This is a genomic window from Amycolatopsis japonica (assembly GCF_000732925.1).
GTDB lineage: Bacteria > Actinomycetota > Actinomycetes > Mycobacteriales > Pseudonocardiaceae > Amycolatopsis > Amycolatopsis japonica.
In genome coordinates, this window is sequence record NZ_CP008953.1 from 2,456,578 (window position 1) to 2,474,359 (window position 17,782).

Below are 17,782 nucleotides of genomic sequence, written 5' to 3' on the forward strand. Positions count from 1 at the left end.
TCACGTGTCTGTCGACGTTGTCGTGGTGGGAGTCGGCTACGTCGGGCTACCGCTGGCGGAAGCCGTTGCCGGGGCGGGCTTGTCGGTGATCGGATACGACACCTCGCCCCGGGTGGCGGCAGAGATCGCCGCGGGCAGGCCACATGTGCCCGACGTATCCGTGAGCCGGTTACGGGCCATGCGAGAGAACGGCTTCGCGGTGACGACCGACCCCGATGTCCTCGGCGGCGCGGAGACGATCGTGCTGTGCGTGCCGACCGGGTTGACCACGGCGGGCGGACCGGATCTGGCCGCCGTGCGCCGCGCGGTGGAGACGGTCGCCGAACGCCTGTCGCCGGGCATGATGGTGATCATCGAGTCGACGAGCTTTCCTGGTACCACCGACGAAATCGTCCGGCCGATCCTCGAAAAGCGCGGTCTGACAGCGGGAACCGACTTCTCGCTCGCCTATTCACCCGAGCGGGTCGACCCCGGGAACAGACGGTTCGGCATCGGGAACACGCCGAAGGTGATCAGCGGGCACACCCCGTCCTGCGCGAAACGTTGCGCCGAGTTCTACGAGCGTTTCGTCGACACGGTGGTGATCGCGCGGGGCACCAGGGAAGCGGAGATGGCCAAGCTGCTGGAGAACACCTACCGGTACGTGAACATCGCGCTGGTCAACGAGATCGCCATCTTCTGCGACCAGATCGGCGTCGACGTCTGGGACGTGATGCATTGCGCGGCGACCAAACCGTTCGGTTTCACGTCGTTCGCGCCGGGGCCGGGCGTCGGCGGCCATTGCATCCCGGTCGATCCCAAATACCTGCTGGACAAGGCCGAGCGGGAAGGTGCACTGCTCGGTGTGGTGCACGCCGCCCGGCTCGTGGACGACCGGATGCCGGAGCACGTGGTCGAACGCGTGACCCGGTTGCTCGCCGAGCACGGAAAGCCGTTGCGAGACGCGAAAGTGCTGCTGCTCGGTGTCTCGTACAAGGCGGACGTGCCGGACACCCGCGAGTCCGCCGCCATCCGGATCGCCCTCCGGTTGCGGGCGCTCGGGGCGGAGCTGTCCTACCACGATCCGGTGGCGGAGACCGTGCCCGAACTGGGCCCGCCGGTGGCCGATCTCGACGCGACGCTGCGTACCGCGGATGTCGCCGTCCTGCTGGTGGCGCATCGCGCCTACGACCACGGTCGCCTGGCCTCGACGGCCAGGTTGCTGTTCGACGTGACGGGACGGGTTCCCGGGAAGGAGGTCGTCCGGCTCTGAACGTTCTGCCTGGTCGAGAGCAGGGCAGGCACGCGTACCGCAATTCTTCCGATCTTTCGCGAAAAGGAGAGTGCACGAATGACCACGGCGATCAAGAACGACCGGCTCCAGAAGCGTTTCCAGAAGTGGGACGTCAACGGCAACGGCAGGATCGAGAAGTCCGACTTCGAAGCCGAGGCCAAGCGGATCATCAGTGCGTTCGGTGAGGACCAGACCTCGCCACAGGCGCGCGCGGTGCAGGACTCGTTCAAGACGATGTTCGAGTTCCTTGCCGACAAGGCGGGCGTCGGCCCGAACGGCTCGTTGAACGAGCGGCAGTTCACCGAGGTGATCGAAGCGCAGATCTTCCAGGAAGGCGACGCGGGATTCGCCAGGGTGGTCCGCCCGACCATTTCCGCGATCGTCGGCCTGTGCGACACCGACGGCGATGGCGAGGTCGACCAGCGGGAGTTCGCGAAGTGGCTGGACGCCATCGGGGTCGAAGCCTCCGCCGTGGCCCCGGCGTTCCGGGCCATCGACGTGAACGGCAACGGGAAACTGACCGTCGACGAACTCGTGCACGCGGTACGCGATTACCACCTCGGCAAGAGCGACGTGCCGCTGCTGGGCAAGTGACCGCGCGGTGGTGAGTGGCTCCCCGGCGCGGGCGAGTCACTCACCACCGCCCCCGGAAGCAGACTTCCCGCTCCGGTTTCAAACCGATCCCTTCACCGGTGACCGGCAGCGCGGTGTGGATGAGGATGTTGTAGTGGTTGGGGAAATGGCAGCCGTCGAAGCCGAGCACGGTGCCGACGAGTTCGCCACCGATCCACACTTCGTCGCCTCTGTCGATCACGCCGGCACGGTCGATCTCGGCGAATCCGAGGAAGCCGACGTGGTCGATACGGGCGCCCGGCTCCGTGTCGTCATGGCTGGTCGTCACGAGTTCGTGGACCTCGCCGGCGCGGACGCACCGGCTGGCGAACGGTTCGAGACTCATGCCCCGGTCGTCACGCCGATGCACCAGTACCTTCACCACCGTGCCGATGATCTCCCGCTTCGGCCCGTCTTCCCGCATCGTTCTCCCTCCGGTAACAATCGTCCACTATGGACAGTGTGACCAGGCCGTTGTCGCGCCAGGAAGCGCCCTTGCGCACGGCGTCCTCGAACTCGCGCAGCAATCCCTCGTATTCGTGCCACAGCGATCCCTTGAACTCCGGGTAGCCGTCGAGCAGGTCGGCGCGCAGGATCGTGCCGTCCGCCAGCCGGACCTCGACGTCCTTGACCTCCCCGGGGAACGACCAGTCGAGTTCGACGACCGCGCCTTCGAGTGTCAGCGTCGCCTGCCGGTCGATGCCGTCGGCGTCACGGCTGATCCGGGCGTCTCGCAACCTCAGGGTGCCGAGGAACAACTGGACGAGGTCGAGAGCGTTCGGTCCGTTGTCCGCCACGCATCCGCCACCGCATCGTGTCGCGTCGAGGTACCAGCGATCACCGCCGACGTGCTCTTCGATCCGTTCCAGGTAGCGCACGGTCAGGGAGGCGATCGGCGGCCCGCCCGCGATCCTCTCGCGTAACGCGCGCACGTTGCCGTTGTACCGCCGGTGGAAAGCCGTGAACAGCGCGACATTCCGCCGCGCGGCTCTTTCCACGAGGTCCTCGCCATCGAGGAGGCTCGTGGCGATCGGCTTTTCCACGCATACGGGCAGACCCGCGTCCAGCACGTCCCGGCAGACGGCGGCGTGCACGTCGTTCGGCGCCGTGACGATCACCGCGTCGAGTCCTCCGGCGGTGAGCATCTCGCGATGGTCGCGGTAGCCGGGCACGGGCATTTTCGCGAGTACCGCCGGATCGAGATCGCAGACCGCCGCGAGGGCGAAAGCCGGCGACCGTTCCACCGCGGAAAGGTAGAACCGCGAGATGACACCGAGCCCCACGACACCGACGCGGATCACCTCGCGGTCCTCTCCGCCGCCGTGCGGAGTTCGCGGTAGACCGCGTCGGCCACCGGCACGCCGTGTTCACGGTGGCGGGCCGCGCGCTCACCCTCGTGCCAGCCGGGATAGACGACCGGGACCGCGGGATCGCGGGCGGGCCACTCCCGAACCGCGGTGAAGAGCGCGGACGCGTCGGCGGCGAATCCGGTGCGCAGGACGTCCGGAGCGATCGCGAGCGCCAGCACCCCGATGTCGTCGTCGCGGTTCCCGTCGGCCGACGTCGCGCCGAGCATGGCGCCGGGCACCAGGGCCCCGAGCACCTCGACGAGCAGGCCGAGCCCGAATCCCTTGTAGGCGCCCGTTTCGGGACCACCGCCCAGCCATTGCAGATGTGCCTCGCCCCGGTCGAACGCGGCGGGATCGGTCACCGGTGCACCGTCGCCGTCGGCGAGCCAGCCCGGCGGGATCTCCCTGCCTTCCCGCGCCGCGGCACGGATCCGGCCGGTCGGCACCACGGTGGTGCTCATGTCGAGGACGAACGGATGCGCGCCGCCGGCGGGACAGGCCAGCGCGAGCGGGTTCGTGCCGAGCATCGCGGCCGTGCCGCCGGGCGGCGGGGCGATACGCTGCCCGCCGCAGTTCGAAGCGACGAGGCCGATCATGCCGTGCGTGACGGCCCGCGCGGCGTGGTGCCCGACGCAGCCGATATGGGTCGCCCCGCGCAGCGAGACCATACCGATTCCGTGCCGCGAAGCCCTGGCGCACGCCAATTCCATCGCCTGCGAAGCCGACCACAACCCGAGTGTGCGCCGGGCGTCGGCGAGGACGCACGCGCCGAGATCGGTCTCGACGGTCATGTCCGCCTTCGGTTCGGCGCGCCCTTCATCGAGCAGTGGAAGGTACAGCCTGGTCAGGTTCACAAGGCCGTGCGAGGTCACCCCGGTCAGGTCGCCGTGGCACAACGCGGTCGCGGCGATCGCCGCCCGGTCCTCGGGCATCCCGCGGTCCACGAAGACACCGGCCACCAAGGAAAGAAGAACGGGATAGGGCACCAGCACGGTCATGCTCCTCCGTCGCGGGCGAACCGCACGACGATCTCGCGGACGAGATCGCCGAACCGGTCGAGTTCTCCGACATCGGCGTATTCCCCGCGCGAGTGCGCGTTGTTCGCTCCCAAGGAACCGGGACCGAGAACCGCCGTCTTCGTGCTGGGGACGTCGGCGAGCCACAAGGCGTCGCACGTGAAGGCGGGCTCGTCGTCCGGCCAGCGGGCAACGAACGCGTCCAGCAGCGGGATGTCCTGCGCCGATAGCGCGGGCAGGTCGCGTTTCAGCCAGCGCAGGCCGGTGATCCTCGCCGCGTCCGTCGCGGTGCGGGCGAAGGCCGGGGACCGCCGGAACCGGTCCTCGAACGCGGCGACGCCGCTCCTGAGTCCGTCCTCCAGTGCCGCGGTCATCTTCGCCGCCGCTTCTCCCGAGTCATAGGGAATGTTGAGCAGAAGTTCGCCGCGGCCGTACACCCGGTTGTGCATCCGGCCCGTATGCAGGCCCGCGACGCAGACCTGACCGTGCTTCGGCAGGTCGTCCGCGAGGTGCTGGGCGAGGAACCCGAGCAGGACCGTCGCGTTGTGTCCTCGATGCGGCTCGTCGTCGATGGCGTCTTCGCCGTCCACGTGTACGCACGCGGTCATCGACGCCGAGCACCGGGGGAGGTACCGCAGTCCGGTCGGCTCGCAGAAGATGTTGAGTTCGCCGTGGAATCCCGCTTCGACGAGCGGCCGTGTCCCGAAGACGCCCATCGCCCCGCCCTCCTCGCCGGAGACCGCCTGGATGAGGACACCGATGTCCCGGCCGACCGCCTGCTCCGTCGCCAAGGCGGCCCGGACTCCGGCCAGCAGGGCCACCGCCGGCCCCTTGGCGTCGATCGCGCCGCGGCCGACGAATCTGGTCCCGTCGAAACCCGCCGGTTCGAACGGGGCCACCGTGTCGAGGTGCACGTTGAACATGACGGCGGGAGCGGCGGGGCCGATCCGCAGCACGAGACTCGGCTGGCAGGTGAGGAATCCGGGCCCGGTGTCGCGGAGCAGGAGGGGAACACCCGGACGGTCCAGTACCGACGGATCCGGGGCGGCGAACCGCAGGACGTCGAAACCGATGTCGACGGCCGCGTCGGCGTACGCACGCATCGCGTCCCACAGGCGGACTTCACCCGTCGTTTCGAGCGGCCCGGCCGTCGGGAGGTCGAGCAGCTCCATCAACAGGCTTCGATCCTCGGGCGTCATCGGAGGAGCCCGGCCATCGCCCGGCCCGCGGCGACGAACGCGGACGCCGCGCCCTCGGCCAGCACCCCTTGTTCGTGCGGTACGAGCGCGAGATGCGGCTCCAGCGACCAGGCTCCCTGATATCCGTTGGCCCGCAAGAGTTTCACGCAGTCGGCGACCCGTGCGGCGCCCTGGCCGGGGAGCGTGAAGCCGCGTTCGTCGGCGTCCTTGACGTGCACGTGCTCGACGTGACCGACGATGTCGGCGAGCAGGTCGAACCCGTCGTAACCGTGGGCGACGCCGTTGCCGGTGTCGAACAGCAGCTTCAGTGCCGGGCTCGCGACTTCGTCCAGCAGGTCGAGCATGCGCTCGGCCCGCGTGCCCGCCCAGCCCGAACAGTTCTCGTGAAGCAGCGTGACTCCCTGCTTCTCGGCCCGCTCGGCGAGCACGGTGATCCGCTCGATGGCCAGCGCGCGCCAGGAGGCATCACTCAGTCCGTCGTGGGGATAGGACATGATCCTCACGTAGCCGGTGCCGATCGCCCGCGCCCGCCGGGCGAGCACGTCGAGTTCTTCGAGGTCGCGCCGGAAATCGGTACCGGCCGGACGGGACCAGCCACCGATCCGGGACGCCAGGCAGACCACGCGCACGCCGTTGTCGGACAAGGCGGCCGCGACGGCGCCGAACCGTGCGTCGGTGAGGTCGGCGACGGCCTCCCGGTCGATCGTGCGCAGTTCGATCGCCTTCCAGCCCAGCGTGTCGAGCACCGAGAGCTGGCCACCGATGTCGTACGCAGCCTCGTCCGTGATGCCGGCGAGCACCGGGTCATCCGGCATGGGACGCCACCGCGTCGGGTTCCGGGCTGGTGACCGGTTCCGCGCAGATGTTCTTGGCCACCGACAGCAGCCGGACCACCTCGGTGGCGAAGGTGAAGCCCTGCGTCTGCTCCCCGTCCAGCTGGAATTTCCGGTAGGCCTCGAACATCCATTCCGTCATCGCGTCGTCCCGCAGGACGACGTGCTCGGACCGGCCGTTCGAACACAGCGTCAGCTGCGAGTGATGGTCGTCGCCGCTCACCGCGAAATGCCCGACCGCGCTGCCCTGCTCGAACTCGACGGTGACCCGCCGCTCGCGGACCGGGGAGGTGAGATCCGAGCGGATCTCGGTGTGGACACCCGAGTTGTGCCGGAGGCCGACGGTGGCCCCGCCCATCCGCGGGCCGACGTTGCCCTCGACCTCGAGATCGGTTCCGGACGCGTGGGTGACCCGGGCTGCGCCCGCGAGCCGCAGCGCGAGCGCGACACCGTGCGGCAGCTCGACGTCGAAGGCGGTCGGGTGCCCGGGCCGCACGAGCGACCGGCGGAATCGCGGCTTGTTCTGCACGACGTCGATCGACTTCGCGGCGCCGAACCGGCCACCGCGGAGGAGCTCGACCAGCCGCTTCGTGAGGCTGCTGGCGAGCCAGGGTTCGACGACCTCGATATGCAGTTTGTACTTGCGGCGCAAGCGGACGATCCGGGCGAGGTCGTCGATGTCGGTCGTGAGGGGCTTCTCCACGATCATCTTGCGAAAGCCCAGCGCGGCGAGATCGGAGAGCACCGCCAGCCGCTGGGTCGGTGGCGTGCAGATGTGCACGATCGTGTCGGCGGGGCAGAGCCCGTCGGCCGCCTCGTGGAGGGTCGGTGTGATCACGAGACCCGGCCGGGAGACGACGGTCTCTCTCGGTTCGCAGGCAACGACGGGATGGTCGTCGAAGAGCTTCGGGGTCCGTTCACGGAGTTTGGCCAAGACGGGGAGATGCAGACCCGCGCCTGCCCGGCCGAGTCCCACGACGAATGATCGCACTGGCGAGCCCGCTCCTCGAGTTTCGCAATCAGAAATCCATTTCGAAACTGACATCGACAAGATCAACTGTCAACAGTTAGGCCACGGGTTGACCAGGAAGTGCGAACGTGGGCGGACGTGCGGATTGCCTGTCCTACGCTCGGAAACGGTTCCTACACCACCGGAGGTGGGTACGCTGTCGGTGTCTTTCTTCAATCAATCGGCCACATTCGAGCGAACGTGGGCCGGCACCAGGCGACATATTCTCGAAGTCGTCGAAAATGGCAAGTATTCACACGGTGCCAAGGTGGCCGAACTCGAGTCCGCGCTGGCCGCGTACACCGGCGCGAGATTCGTCGTCGGGGTGAACAGCGGAACGGACGCGCTCGTCCTCCTGCTGAGGGCGGTGGGTCTGAAGCCCGGCGAGGAGGTGGTCGTCCCCGCTTTCTCCTTCGGGGCGTCGGCGACCTCGGTCGTGCTCGCGGGCGGCACGCCGGTCTTCGCCGACATCGAGGCGGACGGATACGGCATCGACCCCGCCGCGGTGGCGGACGCCGCCGGGGACCGCACCCGGTTCGTCATGCCGACGCATTTGTTCTCCCGGCTCGCGGACATCGACGGTGTGCTTCGCGTCGCGCGACGCCTCGACCTCACGGTGGTCGAGGACAGCGCGGAGGCCATCGGCATGCGTCACCGCGGCACGCACGCCGGTCTGTTCGGCGCGGGCGGGGTGCTGTCGTTCTTCCCGACGAAGACACTGGGCGCGCTCGGTGACGCAGGCGCCGTGCTCACCGACGACGCCCGGATCGCCGCGACCGCCGACGCGCTCCGCCACCACGGCCGCTTCGGCGCCACGATCGCCGACTTCCCCGCGATCTCGACGGCGACCGGCCTTCCCGGCGTGAACAGCAAGATGGACGACATCCAGGCAGCCGTCCTCCTCTCGAAGCTCACCACGCTCGACAGCGACATCGCCCGGCGCGCGGAACTGGCGTCCCGGTACAGCGAAGCGCTCGCGGGAGTGTCGGGTGTGCGCAAGCTGCCGGAGCGCCGGCCGGACAGCGTGTTCTACGTCTACGTGGTCGAGGTCGACGCGAGGGACGACCTGGCGGCGTATCTGTCGGCGGTGGGTGTGGAGACCGAGATCTACTACCCGACCCCGCTTCATCTGCAACCCTGCTTCGACGGCCTCGGCTATCGGAAGGGTGAATTCCCGAACGCCGAGCGCGCCTGCCGCCACACGCTCGCGCTACCGCTGTATCCGGACATGCCCGCCGGGGACTGCTATCGGGTCTGCGACGCGATCCGCGACTTCTACCACGGGCGGCGAGGATGACCCTCCCGTTCTTCCCGACGGATCTGTTCGACGACGACCGTGCCGAACTGCTGGACATCGTCCATCGCGTCGGTCTCGCCCCCGACCAGAAATTCATCCTCGGCGAGCGCACGGCCCGCTTCGAAGCGGCCATCCGTGACTCGGTCGGCGCCGCGGACGCGGTCGCTTGCGGCAGCGGAACCTCGGCGCTGACGCTGGTCCTGCGCGCGATGGACGTCGGCCCCGGGGACGAGGTGATCGTGCCCGCCTTCGGCTGCGCTCCGCTCGCGGCCGCGCCGGCCTTGCTCGGTGCGACGCCGGTGTTCGCCGACATCGACCCGTGGACGATGGTCGTCGATCCCGCCGCGGTCGCCCGGCTGGTCACCCCGCGCACCAAGGTGATCATGCCGGCGCACATGTTCTCGGTCATGGCGGACATGCCGGAGTTGCGCCGGATCGCCACCGGAATGGGCGTGCGGTTGCTGGAGGACTCCGCGGTCGCCCAGGGCGGGACGCTCGCGGGCACCCCCGCCGGGATGTGGGGCGACGCCGGTGTCTACTCGTTCGTACAGGTCAAGACGTTCGGCATGCCGGGCGAAGGGGGAATGGTCGTCACCCGCGACGCCGGGCTCGGCGCGGCGGTGCGGATGCTGCGCAACCACGGCCAGGACGGCAAGTCCAGGTTCGTGTATCACCGGATCGGCTACAACAGCCGGTTCGACGAGATCATGGCGGAGTTCCAGCTGTACCGGCTCCCGACGTTGCCCCGGCGGCTGAGGCGTCGGGCACGGATCGGCGAGTACTACACCGGACGTTTCGCCGAACTGGCGGGCTGCGGTGTGCTCGCGCCGCCTCCCGCCCGTGATGGACGGTGCTACTACGTCTATTCGCTCCTCTGCGAGCGCAGGGACGAACTCCGTGAGTACCTCGCGGCGCGAGGCATCGGCTCGCACGTCTACTACCCGGCGCCGTTGCCGAGGCAACCCGCGTTCGCTCCCTACACCCGGCCGGGCGATGCCTGGCCCGCGGCGGAACTGGCCGCGCGGCGGACGCTGGCCATCCCGATCTACCCGCATTTGACGGACGCGCAGGTGGAACGCATCGCGGACGCGGTGTGCCGATTCGCGAAGGAGTCGTGATGCAGCAGGTTACCCGCACCCCCGCGCCGAGCGAGGTCGCCGACGAATGGCGCAAACGCGCGGAGCGGGCCGGGCTGACCCGGGTCATGCGCGCCTCCCAGCCCGCCGAACTCGCGGCGGGGACGACCGCCCGCACCATCCGGCTCGTCACGGGGTTCCTGGACTCGCTCGGCGAGGTGGGATCCGCGCTGGAGATCGGCTGCGGGATGGGCAGGCTCACGCCGTCGATCGCGGCGCACGCGCGTGCGGTGACGGCGATCGACATGACCCCGCGTATGCTCTCCCTGGCCAGGGAGAACTGCGCACATCTGTCCACAGTGGACTTCGTGCGCACGACCGTCCAGCGGCTTCCCTGGCAGGACAAGCGGTTCGACGTCGCCGTTTGCGTGTGGGTGCTGATGCACGTCCTGGACGACGACGAGATCGCCGACGCGTGCCGGGCGATCGCCGCGGCGGCACGGCATCTCGTCCTCGTCGAGTACGAGGACGCGGAAATCCCGGTCGGCCGGTTCTCGAGATTGCGGACCGTGGAGGAGTACTTGGCCCTCCTTCCCGGCGCCCGCCTGCTCGACCGACGTGAGCTGGACTACGGCGGCGACCGGTCGTTCGTCGCGTTGATCGCCTTGGACGACCCGCGATGACCACCCTCGCCGTCACTCGTGGCAAAGCGTATTTCAGGCTCGCGAAGCTCGACATCGTCGACTACTACCTCGGCGTGGTCGTGGTGTGGACGTTGCTGGCGCCGATGTCGAGGTTCGATCCGGGGGTCTTGGCGACCGTCGGGGTGTTCCTGCTCGGCGAGGTGTTCGTGATCGCCGCGATGGTCGCGCTGGACGATCTCACGGGTTACCGGGACGGCAGCGACATCACGAACTACTCACCGGACGACGCGCGCCGCAAGCGATACCGGAAGCCGCTGGTCGCGGGAACGCTGAACGAGGACCAGGTGCTGCGGTTCGCGTGGGCGACCGGTGTCGTCGGTGCGGCACTGTGGCTCACGGCCATCGCGATCGCGCCGCACAGTCCTCTGTGGACGGTCGTCCTGATCGTGGTCACCTACTTCTTCTCGTTGCAGTACTCCTGGGGAGTGAAGCTCAGCTATCACGGCTTCCAGGAGTTCTTCATCGCGGCGCTAGGCTGGGCGCTGGTCCTCGCGCCGTACGGCCTCGCGACCGGCGAGTTCACCGGGTTCGCGCTCGCCCAGGCGCTGCTCTTCGGCCTGGGGCCGTTGCTGTTCGGCGTCTACTCCAACACCAACGACGTCGACGGCGATCGCCGGGTCGGCAGGCCGACGGTGGCCGCCTTGACCTCGGCCCGGGGCAACATGTTCTTCGTGATCGGCGTGTCGGCGGCCGAACTCGCGCTGATCCTCGCCGTCCCCGCCCTCGGCGGCCCGTGGTGGTTCCCGCTCGCGCTCGTACCCACGATCGTCTCGCGCGGATGGCAGCTGTGGCTCGGTTTCGCGCTGGGGGACATCCTGCGGGCGCGGATGCTCGGCATCCGGATCCACCGGCTCACCGTGCTGACGCTCGTCCTGGTGAACCTGGTGGTGATCACGTGACCGACGTCGACGTGGCGGTGGTGGGCGCGGGTGTCGCCGGGCTCACCACCGCGTACCAGCTGGGCAAGGCGGGGCGTGAGGCGCGGGTTTTCGAGGCGGCCGATGTGGTCGGCGGCCGGATGACGACCCTGCGCGAGGATGGCTACCTGATCGACACCTGCGCCGAGCAGATGGCCGAGCGGGGTTACGACGAGACCTGGCGGCTGCTGGCGGAACTGGGCGTCGGGCCGGCCGCGGCGCCCCCGATCGGACGGGGGATCGCGATGTGGCGCGGCAAGGCCCGGTCCGGCGTCGCGCAGACGCGGGGATTGGTCACCGGAGCAGGGTTGTCCCTCCGGGCGCGGTGGGACGCGGCGCGGCTGATCAGGGGCACGTTCGACACCGAACGTCCGGAGAGTTCGAGGCTGGGCGGGGCGACCGTCGCGGAGTTCGCCGCACCGCATCACCCGGACCTGATGCGGTACCTGCTTCAGCCCATCGTCTCCGGTTTCTTCGGCTGGGATCCGGCCCGGTCCGCTGCGGCGCCCTTGCTCGCGCTGCTCACGGCGGTGGGGCCACCGCCGACCTGGCGGGCGTATCGCGACGGCATGGACACCTTCGCCCGTGCCCTCGCCGCGAAAACGGACGTCACCACGGGGTTCCGCGTCGACGAGGTCGTGGACGACGGTTCCTCGGCACGCCTTTTCAGCGGTACGCGGGAGATCAGCGCGCGAGCGGTCGTGCTGGCCGTCCCCGCCCCGGTGGCGGCCAGGCTCCACCCCGGGCACGGCTCGGCCTTTCTCCGCGAGTGTTCGTTCACGCCGGTGGTCAAGGCGCACCTGCTTCTCGATCGCCCGCTCGGTGGTCCCGACTACGCCTTGGTGGTGCCGACCGCCGAGAACGGCACGGTGTCCACGGTCATCTTCGACCATTTGAAGCATCCCGGCCGCGCGCCGGAGGGCCGCGGGCTGGTCACGCTCATGGCCCATCCGGCCGTGGTGCCGGACCTGCTGGACGCCTCCGACGAGGACGTGGCGAGCCGGCTGACCGGCGCCGCCGAACCGCTCGTCCCCGGTCTGCGGTCGGCGACCCGCCGCGCGATCGTCCGGCGGGTGCGCCACGCGGCGCCCGAAGCGACGCCTCGGGCACTGGCCTTGCGTGCCGGGTTCGAGGCGGGGCTCGGTCGTGGTGTCGTCGACTACGCGGGGGACTGGGTGTTCCTGAGCCCGTGCAGCGAGTCGGCCGTCCGCTCCGGTGTGCGGGCGGCGCGACGGCTGGCCGCTCGCCCGGCGAAGGAAAGGACCCGATGAAGCCCCACGACATGGGCACCTTGTTCGACGAGTGCGAGAGCGCCCGGACGTGGGTGTATCTCGACCGGCCGTTCGACATCGCCCCGGAGCGCGGGACGGCGTACCCGGTCGCCGGGCTCGCCGGGCTGGTGCGGGACGCCGCGGGATGGTTGTCCGAATCCGGGGTGAAGCCGGGGGACCGGGTGGCCATCGTCAAACGCGGCCACTGGGATTACGACCTGCTCGCCTGCGCCGCGGTACGGATCGGGGCCGTTCCGGCGAAGCTGTCCGGCCTGTTGCCGGACGACACCGTGCACCTCCTGCTGCGCCGTCTCGGCCCGGCGGTGCTGGTCACCGACCGGCCTTCCCTGCGGGCGGACCGGATCCTGCGCGTCGAAGACTTCGCCGCCGCGCCGCCGCCCGCGGTGCACCGGAGGCACCCCGACGATCCGCTGCTCATCTGCCACACCTCGGGCACGACCGGGACGCCGAAGCTGGTGGTCCACACGACCCGGACGATCATCGACCGGCTGGCGCGCCCGGAGGCGATCCGCTGGCCCGTCCTCGGTCTCCGGCGGGACGACGTGCTGGCCAACGCCAGCGCGTACGCGCACGGCCGGACCTTCTGCTGGACGGCGTCGGCGTTGTGCCTCGCGCCACGGGAGATCGTGATCCTGAGCGATCCCACTTCGGCTCCGTCGATGTTCGGGCGTCATCGGCCGACCGTCATCGAAGCCCTCCCGTCGGCGTACGCGCGCTGGCGGCCGCTCGCGAACTCGCCGGAGAACCCGTTCCTCCGGGTGCGGAGGTTCGTCAGCACCTACGACGCCGTGCATCCGCCGGTGATCCGGACGATGCTCCACGCCAGCGGCCGGAAGTGTCCACTGTGGATGCAGGGCTGGGGTCAATCGGAGACGGGGCCGCTGTCGTTCCGGTTCTTCACCAGACGTACCGCGCACACCACCCGTGATCTCGGCAGGCCGTTGCCGGGTCTCGCCCGGCTGCGGGCCGTCGACCCGGAGACCGCCGAACCGGTGCCGCGGGGCACCGCCGGGCTGTTGCTGGCCCGCACGCGCGCGCGATGCGTGGCGTACGTGGGGGAACAGGACCGGTGGGAGGCCAAGGTGTACGGGAAGTGGTGGAACACCGGTGATCTCGGTGTGGTGGACCGCGGTGGCGCGGTGACGCTGCTCGATCGCGAGGTCGACAGCGTGCCGGGGATGAGCTGTCTCGCGGTGGAGGACGCGATCGAGGACCGCCTTCCCTCCATCGCCGAATGCGTGGTGCTCTCCGCGGCCGGGCGCGCGCCGATCCCGGTCGTCGTGACCGACGACGGGCTGGACGCGGCGGAATGGCGGAAAGCGGTGCTCGACCTGCCGCCGCTGGGAGAGCCCGTGGTGCTCTCGTGGGACGAAGTGCCGAGAACCGGGACGGGGAAGGTACGGCGCCTGGAACTGCTGGCACGGCTGACCGGCACGGCCGCGACGCACGGTTCGGGAAGGTGGACGTGAGCACGGCCTACGCGTTCGACAACGACAGCGGGCACGCCGTCGAGCAGCATCGCTGTCTCTCCGCGGCTTACGACCCGGTCACCTTCACGAGGCTGGCGGGGACCGGCGTCGGGGCCGGCTGGTCTTGTCTCGAGGTCGGCGCGGGCGGCAGCGGTGTGGCCCAGTGGCTCGCCGCCAGAGTGGCGCCGACTGGCACGGTGCTGGCGACCGACATCAAACCCCACCACATCGCGCCCGCGCCGGGACTGACCGTGCTTCGGCACGACGTCGTCCACGATCCCTTGCCCCAGGCGGAGTTCGACCTCGTCCACACCCGGTTGGTGTTGCAGCATCTGCCCGAGCGGGAGGCCGTGCTCCGTAAACTCGTCCGCGCGCTGAAACCGGGTGGGTGGATGCAGATCGACGAGTTCGACATCTCCTACGGCCCGGTCCTGCTGGCGCCCGACGCGATGGCCGCGAACCTTTACGAGACTTTCCTGTCGGCCAAGGAAAAAGCGTTCTCCATGGCGGGCGGGGACGGCACGTGGGGCCGTCGCGCGGCCGCGTCCATGGTCGCCGCCGGGCTGGTCGACGTCGATCCGGTGCCGTCGGTCTTCCCATGGCGCGCCGGATCGCCCGGTCTGGAGTTGCTGATCCACCACACATATCACCTGCGGGACCGGTTGGTCGCCGCGGGGATGACCGACGCCGAGCTCGCCGAAGTGCGTGCGGTCATGCGGGATCCGGGGTTCCGGGCGTCGTCGTGTGTCGTGTACTCGGTGCGGGGCAGGCGGCCCGCATGATCACCGCGCTGGACACCGTGACGGTGGCCGGGCCGATCGATCTGCCGCTGGCCGGCGAGCTCGACGTCCAAGCCGCCTGCGGCATCATGCATGTGCACGGCCGGAGCCTGGGCGAACCGACCCGGCTCGGCCTCGACTACGCGTCCATCCTCGCGGCCGAGCTCTCCGCGCTGGGCGCTGTGTCGCTGAAGCTCGCGCGTGGCCGGGGCATCCCGCTGCGCGGTGTGTCGACTTCCTTGGCACAGGCGGCGTTGCTGGCGATCTCGCAGTATCTCGCGGCGGCGACGACCGAGGACGGGCATCAGGAGCCGTTCGTCCCCGGCGGGCCGCCCTTCCACTCGGCCGACGGTGTCCCGTTCGAGATCGAGACCCTCGAACCGGCGGTCTGGCACCGGTTCTGGACGACGCTCGAAGTCGATACGCGGGCGATTTCGAGTGGCTGGCATCCGTTCCTGCACCGCTTCGCGACCGCGACCTGCCCGCTGCCGCCGCAGCTGGGGGAGGCCCTTGCCGCGCGACCGATCGGAGAGCTCGAACAGGTCGCCCTCCTGACGGGCATGACGCTGGTGCGGACGGCGGAGGGGCCGCTCGATCGGGCTCCCGCGTTCGTCGTCAGCGGGGAGGGCCGCGGATACCGTCCGGCGCGGGCGGTGGAGCCGCTTCCGTTGTCCGGCTTGGTCGTACTCGAATCCTGCCGCCGGGTCCAGGGCCCGCTCGCGGGTCACCTGTTGCGGCTCCTCGGCGCGACGGTGCTGAGGATCGAGCCGCCGGGCGGCGATCCGCTGCGGTGGGTTCCGCCGATCGCCGGCCACACCTCGGCCAGGTTCCGCGCGCTCAACGACGGCAAGGAGGTCGTCGAAATCGACCTGAACACCCCGGACGGGAGGCGGCATCTGCTCGAACTCGCCGCCGGGGCCGACGTGTTCCTGCACAACTGGGCGCCGGGCAAGGCGGAGCGGTGGTCGTTGAGCGCGCTCGATCTCGCGCGGGCCCGGCCGGGGATCCTGTACGCGCACGCGTCGGGCTGGGGGACGGAACTGGGACCGGAACCACCGGTGGGCACGGATTTCGTCGTCCAGGCCTACGCGGGGGTTCCGCCGTCGCTGATGACGATCGTCGACGTGTTCGGCGGAATCGTGTGCGCGCACGGGATCGTGACGGGCCTGGCCCACGGCGCCACGCGGGCCGCGTCGTCACTCCTGTCCGCGGCGTACCGGCTCAACGCGGGTACCGGCCGTCGATGCGATCGGCCGCTGTCGGTGCCGGTGTGCGACGACCTCGCCGCACTCGCCACGGATCCGCGCTTCTCCCGCGCCCTCATCCAGACCGATTGCGCGCTGGTCGGGTCGCCGTGGGAATTCACGTCATGATCTGGGTGTCGGAGACCGGGGTCGTCCTGCGTGACCTCGTGCCCGCCGGGGTACGCCGCGAATGGGTCCGATGTGGACACTGCCCGGACCGTGATCTGTACTCGTTGTTCCGCGACCGGGTGCGCGAACATCCACTTCGGACGGCCGTGATCGACGACGAGGGCACGCTCGATTACATGACGCTGGACGTCGCGGTGCGGGCGATGGCCGCTCGGTTGACGGCCGCCGGATGCGGCTCGGCGGACATCGCCGGAGTGCGGGAACCCGACGGGCGGGCCGCGGTGATAGCGGAACTGGCGATCCTCGCGCTCGGCGCCGTGGTCTTGCCCCTGCCACGCGGGGCGGACGGCTTGCTCGAACGTGCGGGCGTCCGCTTCGTCATCGAGGGCGGAAAGGTCTCGGGTTCGTCGAAGCCGAGCCGCGTCGCCGACGTCCACCCGGATGCTCCGGCCCGGATCCTGGTGTCGTCCGGCTCGGAATCGGAACCGAAAATGATCGCGTACTCGCACAACGCCTTCGCCGGCGGCCGGGCCAACTACGTCCGCGCCGTCCACGGCGAGACCGCGGTGCCGCGAGACCTGGTCCTCGTCTCCCTGACTTCGGGGTTCGGCTCGTTCGGTGTCGCGGTGACCCTTTGCCGCCTCGGCGGCACGCTGATCTCGACCCGCCGGTTCGACGCCGGTGCGGCCCTCCGGCTGATCACCGAGCACCGGCCGACCCACGTTTTCGGTGTGCCCGCGATGTGGCGGCGCATGGTCGAGCACCCCGCCGCCGCGGACACCGCCGGGCTCGTGGCCATCGTGTCGAGCGGCGACACCCTGCCACCTTCGACGCGCGCCGCCTGTCGCCGGCGGTTCGGCGTGGAGATGATCGACATCTACGGCTCTTCGGACGGGGTCAACTGCCACACGACGATGCCGGAAAACGGTGTCGGGGTCCCGGATCCCGCGGTATGCGAAATACACCTCGTCGACGGCGAGATCTGCGCGCGAGGCCCCATGACACCGCTGTGCTACGTGGGCGCGCCCGAACTGGACGCGGCGTATCGGCTCGACGGGGGCTGGGTGCGGACGGGGGACAACGGCCGGTTCGACGACCAGGGCAGGCTCCACGTCACCGGCAGGCGGAAACGGGTGGTGATCCGCGGCGGGTGCACCATCAGCCCGGCCGAGGTGGAGCTCGCGCTGGGGGAGCATCCGGCGATCAGGGAGGTCGCCTGTGTTCCGGTGCCGGACAGTGTTCTGGGGGAACGGCTTTGTGCTTGCGTGTCTGTCCGGAATGGACATTCGTTGGGGTTGCCTGAGGTGAAGGCGTTCCTTGCCGCCAGGGGGCTCGCCGGTGTGAAGATGCCGGAGTTGTTGATCGCGCTTCGTGAGTTGCCGCTGGGGCGTACGGGGAAGGTTTGTCATCGCACGTTGACCGAGATCGCGGTGAGGCGAAGGTGAGTGGGGAGGATCGGGGACGCTCAACGTCCTGAATCCTCCCCACTCGACCAGTCAGCCCCAGGCTTGACTGGCACGATCATGATCAACGGAGGAATGGGGACGTTGAGTGTCCCCGATCTTCCGTTGATCAAGCTCTGAG

Annotated in this window: 17 protein-coding genes; 11 read left to right on the forward strand and 6 right to left on the reverse strand. The window is 69.7% G+C overall.

Annotated elements, in window-relative coordinates; translation table 11 throughout:
- The first annotated feature begins 4 nt into the window (after window positions 1–4).
- Both AJAP_RS12025 and AJAP_RS12030 read left to right on the forward strand, forming a co-directional pair.
- Window positions 5–1,252: a nucleotide sugar dehydrogenase gene (locus AJAP_RS12025; protein ID WP_038510729.1), complete on the forward strand. Its 1,248-nt coding sequence runs from the start codon at window positions 5–7 to the stop codon at window positions 1,250–1,252.
- Between the two features lie 78 nt (window positions 1,253–1,330).
- Window positions 1,331–1,867 carry an EF-hand domain-containing protein gene (locus AJAP_RS12030; protein WP_038510731.1) on the forward strand — a complete coding sequence of 179 codons (537 nt, stop codon included), beginning with the start codon at window positions 1,331–1,333 and terminating at the stop codon, window positions 1,865–1,867.
- A 40-nt stretch (window positions 1,868–1,907) separates the two neighbouring features.
- Here the strand turns inward: AJAP_RS12030 and AJAP_RS12035 are convergent, their stop codons facing one another.
- The 6 genes from AJAP_RS12035 to AJAP_RS12060 are packed head-to-tail and all read right to left on the reverse strand — an operon-like array spanning window position 1,908 to window position 7,273.
- Window positions 1,908–2,309 carry a DUF6917 domain-containing protein gene (locus AJAP_RS12035; RefSeq protein WP_038510733.1) on the reverse strand — a complete coding sequence of 134 codons (402 nt, stop codon included), beginning with the start codon at window positions 2,307–2,309 and terminating at the stop codon, window positions 1,908–1,910.
- Window positions 2,242–3,186 (reverse strand): Gfo/Idh/MocA family protein, encoded by a 945-nt coding sequence (locus AJAP_RS12040; protein ID WP_038510735.1) that lies wholly within the window; start codon window positions 3,184–3,186, stop codon window positions 2,242–2,244. The genes AJAP_RS12035 and AJAP_RS12040 overlap by 68 nt, the downstream gene beginning before the upstream one ends.
- A complete protein-coding gene (locus AJAP_RS12045; RefSeq protein ID WP_038510737.1) occupies window positions 3,183–4,232 on the reverse strand; it encodes an Ldh family oxidoreductase in 1,050 nt (349 codons plus the stop codon). Before AJAP_RS12045 ends, AJAP_RS12040 begins: the two co-directional genes overlap by 4 nt.
- Window positions 4,229–5,449, reverse strand: a complete 1,221-nt coding sequence (locus AJAP_RS12050; RefSeq protein ID WP_038510739.1) for a M20/M25/M40 family metallo-hydrolase — start codon at window positions 5,447–5,449, stop codon at window positions 4,229–4,231. The genes AJAP_RS12045 and AJAP_RS12050 overlap by 4 nt, the downstream gene beginning before the upstream one ends.
- On the reverse strand, window positions 5,446–6,264 hold the full coding sequence (locus tag AJAP_RS12055; protein WP_038510741.1) for a sugar phosphate isomerase/epimerase family protein: 819 nt from the start codon (window positions 6,262–6,264) through the stop codon (window positions 5,446–5,448). The genes AJAP_RS12050 and AJAP_RS12055 overlap by 4 nt, the downstream gene beginning before the upstream one ends.
- The gene (locus AJAP_RS12060) at window positions 6,254–7,273 is read right to left on the reverse strand and encodes a Gfo/Idh/MocA family oxidoreductase (protein WP_038510742.1); all 1,020 of its coding nucleotides are present in this window, start codon (window positions 7,271–7,273) and stop codon (window positions 6,254–6,256) included. The genes AJAP_RS12055 and AJAP_RS12060 overlap by 11 nt, the downstream gene beginning before the upstream one ends.
- A gap of 181 nt (window positions 7,274–7,454) precedes the next feature.
- Between AJAP_RS12060 and AJAP_RS12065 the strand changes: the two genes are divergently transcribed.
- The 9 genes from AJAP_RS12065 to AJAP_RS12105 are packed head-to-tail and all read left to right on the forward strand — an operon-like array spanning window position 7,455 to window position 17,643.
- Window positions 7,455–8,588 (forward strand): DegT/DnrJ/EryC1/StrS family aminotransferase, encoded by a 1,134-nt coding sequence (locus AJAP_RS12065; RefSeq protein WP_038522883.1) that lies wholly within the window; start codon window positions 7,455–7,457, stop codon window positions 8,586–8,588.
- The gene (locus AJAP_RS12070; protein ID WP_038510744.1) at window positions 8,585–9,706 is read left to right on the forward strand and encodes a DegT/DnrJ/EryC1/StrS family aminotransferase; all 1,122 of its coding nucleotides are present in this window, start codon (window positions 8,585–8,587) and stop codon (window positions 9,704–9,706) included. The genes AJAP_RS12065 and AJAP_RS12070 overlap by 4 nt, the downstream gene beginning before the upstream one ends.
- Window positions 9,706–10,347, forward strand: coding sequence for a class I SAM-dependent methyltransferase (locus tag AJAP_RS12075; RefSeq protein WP_038510746.1), 642 nt, complete (start codon window positions 9,706–9,708; stop codon window positions 10,345–10,347). The genes AJAP_RS12070 and AJAP_RS12075 overlap by 1 nt, the downstream gene beginning before the upstream one ends.
- Window positions 10,344–11,267, forward strand: coding sequence for a UbiA family prenyltransferase (locus tag AJAP_RS12080; RefSeq protein ID WP_038510748.1), 924 nt, complete (start codon window positions 10,344–10,346; stop codon window positions 11,265–11,267). Before AJAP_RS12075 ends, AJAP_RS12080 begins: the two co-directional genes overlap by 4 nt.
- On the forward strand, window positions 11,264–12,556 hold the full coding sequence (locus tag AJAP_RS12085; protein ID WP_038510750.1) for a protoporphyrinogen/coproporphyrinogen oxidase: 1,293 nt from the start codon (window positions 11,264–11,266) through the stop codon (window positions 12,554–12,556). The genes AJAP_RS12080 and AJAP_RS12085 overlap by 4 nt, the downstream gene beginning before the upstream one ends.
- Window positions 12,553–14,046: a class I adenylate-forming enzyme family protein gene (locus tag AJAP_RS12090; RefSeq protein WP_174492019.1), complete on the forward strand. Its 1,494-nt coding sequence runs from the start codon at window positions 12,553–12,555 to the stop codon at window positions 14,044–14,046. The genes AJAP_RS12085 and AJAP_RS12090 overlap by 4 nt, the downstream gene beginning before the upstream one ends.
- On the forward strand, window positions 14,037–14,828 hold the full coding sequence (locus tag AJAP_RS12095; RefSeq protein ID WP_038510752.1) for a class I SAM-dependent methyltransferase: 792 nt from the start codon (window positions 14,037–14,039) through the stop codon (window positions 14,826–14,828). Before AJAP_RS12090 ends, AJAP_RS12095 begins: the two co-directional genes overlap by 10 nt.
- Window positions 14,825–16,198 (forward strand): CoA transferase, encoded by a 1,374-nt coding sequence (locus AJAP_RS12100; RefSeq protein ID WP_038510754.1) that lies wholly within the window; start codon window positions 14,825–14,827, stop codon window positions 16,196–16,198. The genes AJAP_RS12095 and AJAP_RS12100 overlap by 4 nt, the downstream gene beginning before the upstream one ends.
- Window positions 16,195–17,643: a class I adenylate-forming enzyme family protein gene (locus tag AJAP_RS12105; protein WP_038510756.1), complete on the forward strand. Its 1,449-nt coding sequence runs from the start codon at window positions 16,195–16,197 to the stop codon at window positions 17,641–17,643. The genes AJAP_RS12100 and AJAP_RS12105 overlap by 4 nt, the downstream gene beginning before the upstream one ends.
- Window positions 17,644–17,782 lie beyond the last annotated feature (139 nt).

Coding starts and splice junctions, on each gene's coding strand:
- AJAP_RS12070 (WP_038510744.1), top strand. CDS start 8,585: ATGACCCTCCCGTTCTTCCCGACGGATCTGTTCGACGACGACCGTGCC.
- AJAP_RS12090 (WP_174492019.1), top strand. CDS start 12,553: ATGAAGCCCCACGACATGGGCACCTTGTTCGACGAGTGCGAGAGCGCC.
- AJAP_RS12045 (WP_038510737.1), bottom strand. CDS start 4,232: ATGACCGTGCTGGTGCCCTATCCCGTTCTTCTTTCCTTGGTGGCCGGT.
- AJAP_RS12035 (WP_038510733.1), bottom strand. CDS start 2,309: ATGCGGGAAGACGGGCCGAAGCGGGAGATCATCGGCACGGTGGTGAAG.
- AJAP_RS12055 (WP_038510741.1), bottom strand. CDS start 6,264: ATGCCGGATGACCCGGTGCTCGCCGGCATCACGGACGAGGCTGCGTAC.
- AJAP_RS12050 (WP_038510739.1), bottom strand. CDS start 5,449: ATGACGCCCGAGGATCGAAGCCTGTTGATGGAGCTGCTCGACCTCCCG.
- AJAP_RS12100 (WP_038510754.1), top strand. CDS start 14,825: ATGATCACCGCGCTGGACACCGTGACGGTGGCCGGGCCGATCGATCTG.
- AJAP_RS12105 (WP_038510756.1), top strand. CDS start 16,195: ATGATCTGGGTGTCGGAGACCGGGGTCGTCCTGCGTGACCTCGTGCCC.
- AJAP_RS12080 (WP_038510748.1), top strand. CDS start 10,344: ATGACCACCCTCGCCGTCACTCGTGGCAAAGCGTATTTCAGGCTCGCG.
- AJAP_RS12030 (WP_038510731.1), top strand. CDS start 1,331: ATGACCACGGCGATCAAGAACGACCGGCTCCAGAAGCGTTTCCAGAAG.
- AJAP_RS12075 (WP_038510746.1), top strand. CDS start 9,706: ATGCAGCAGGTTACCCGCACCCCCGCGCCGAGCGAGGTCGCCGACGAA.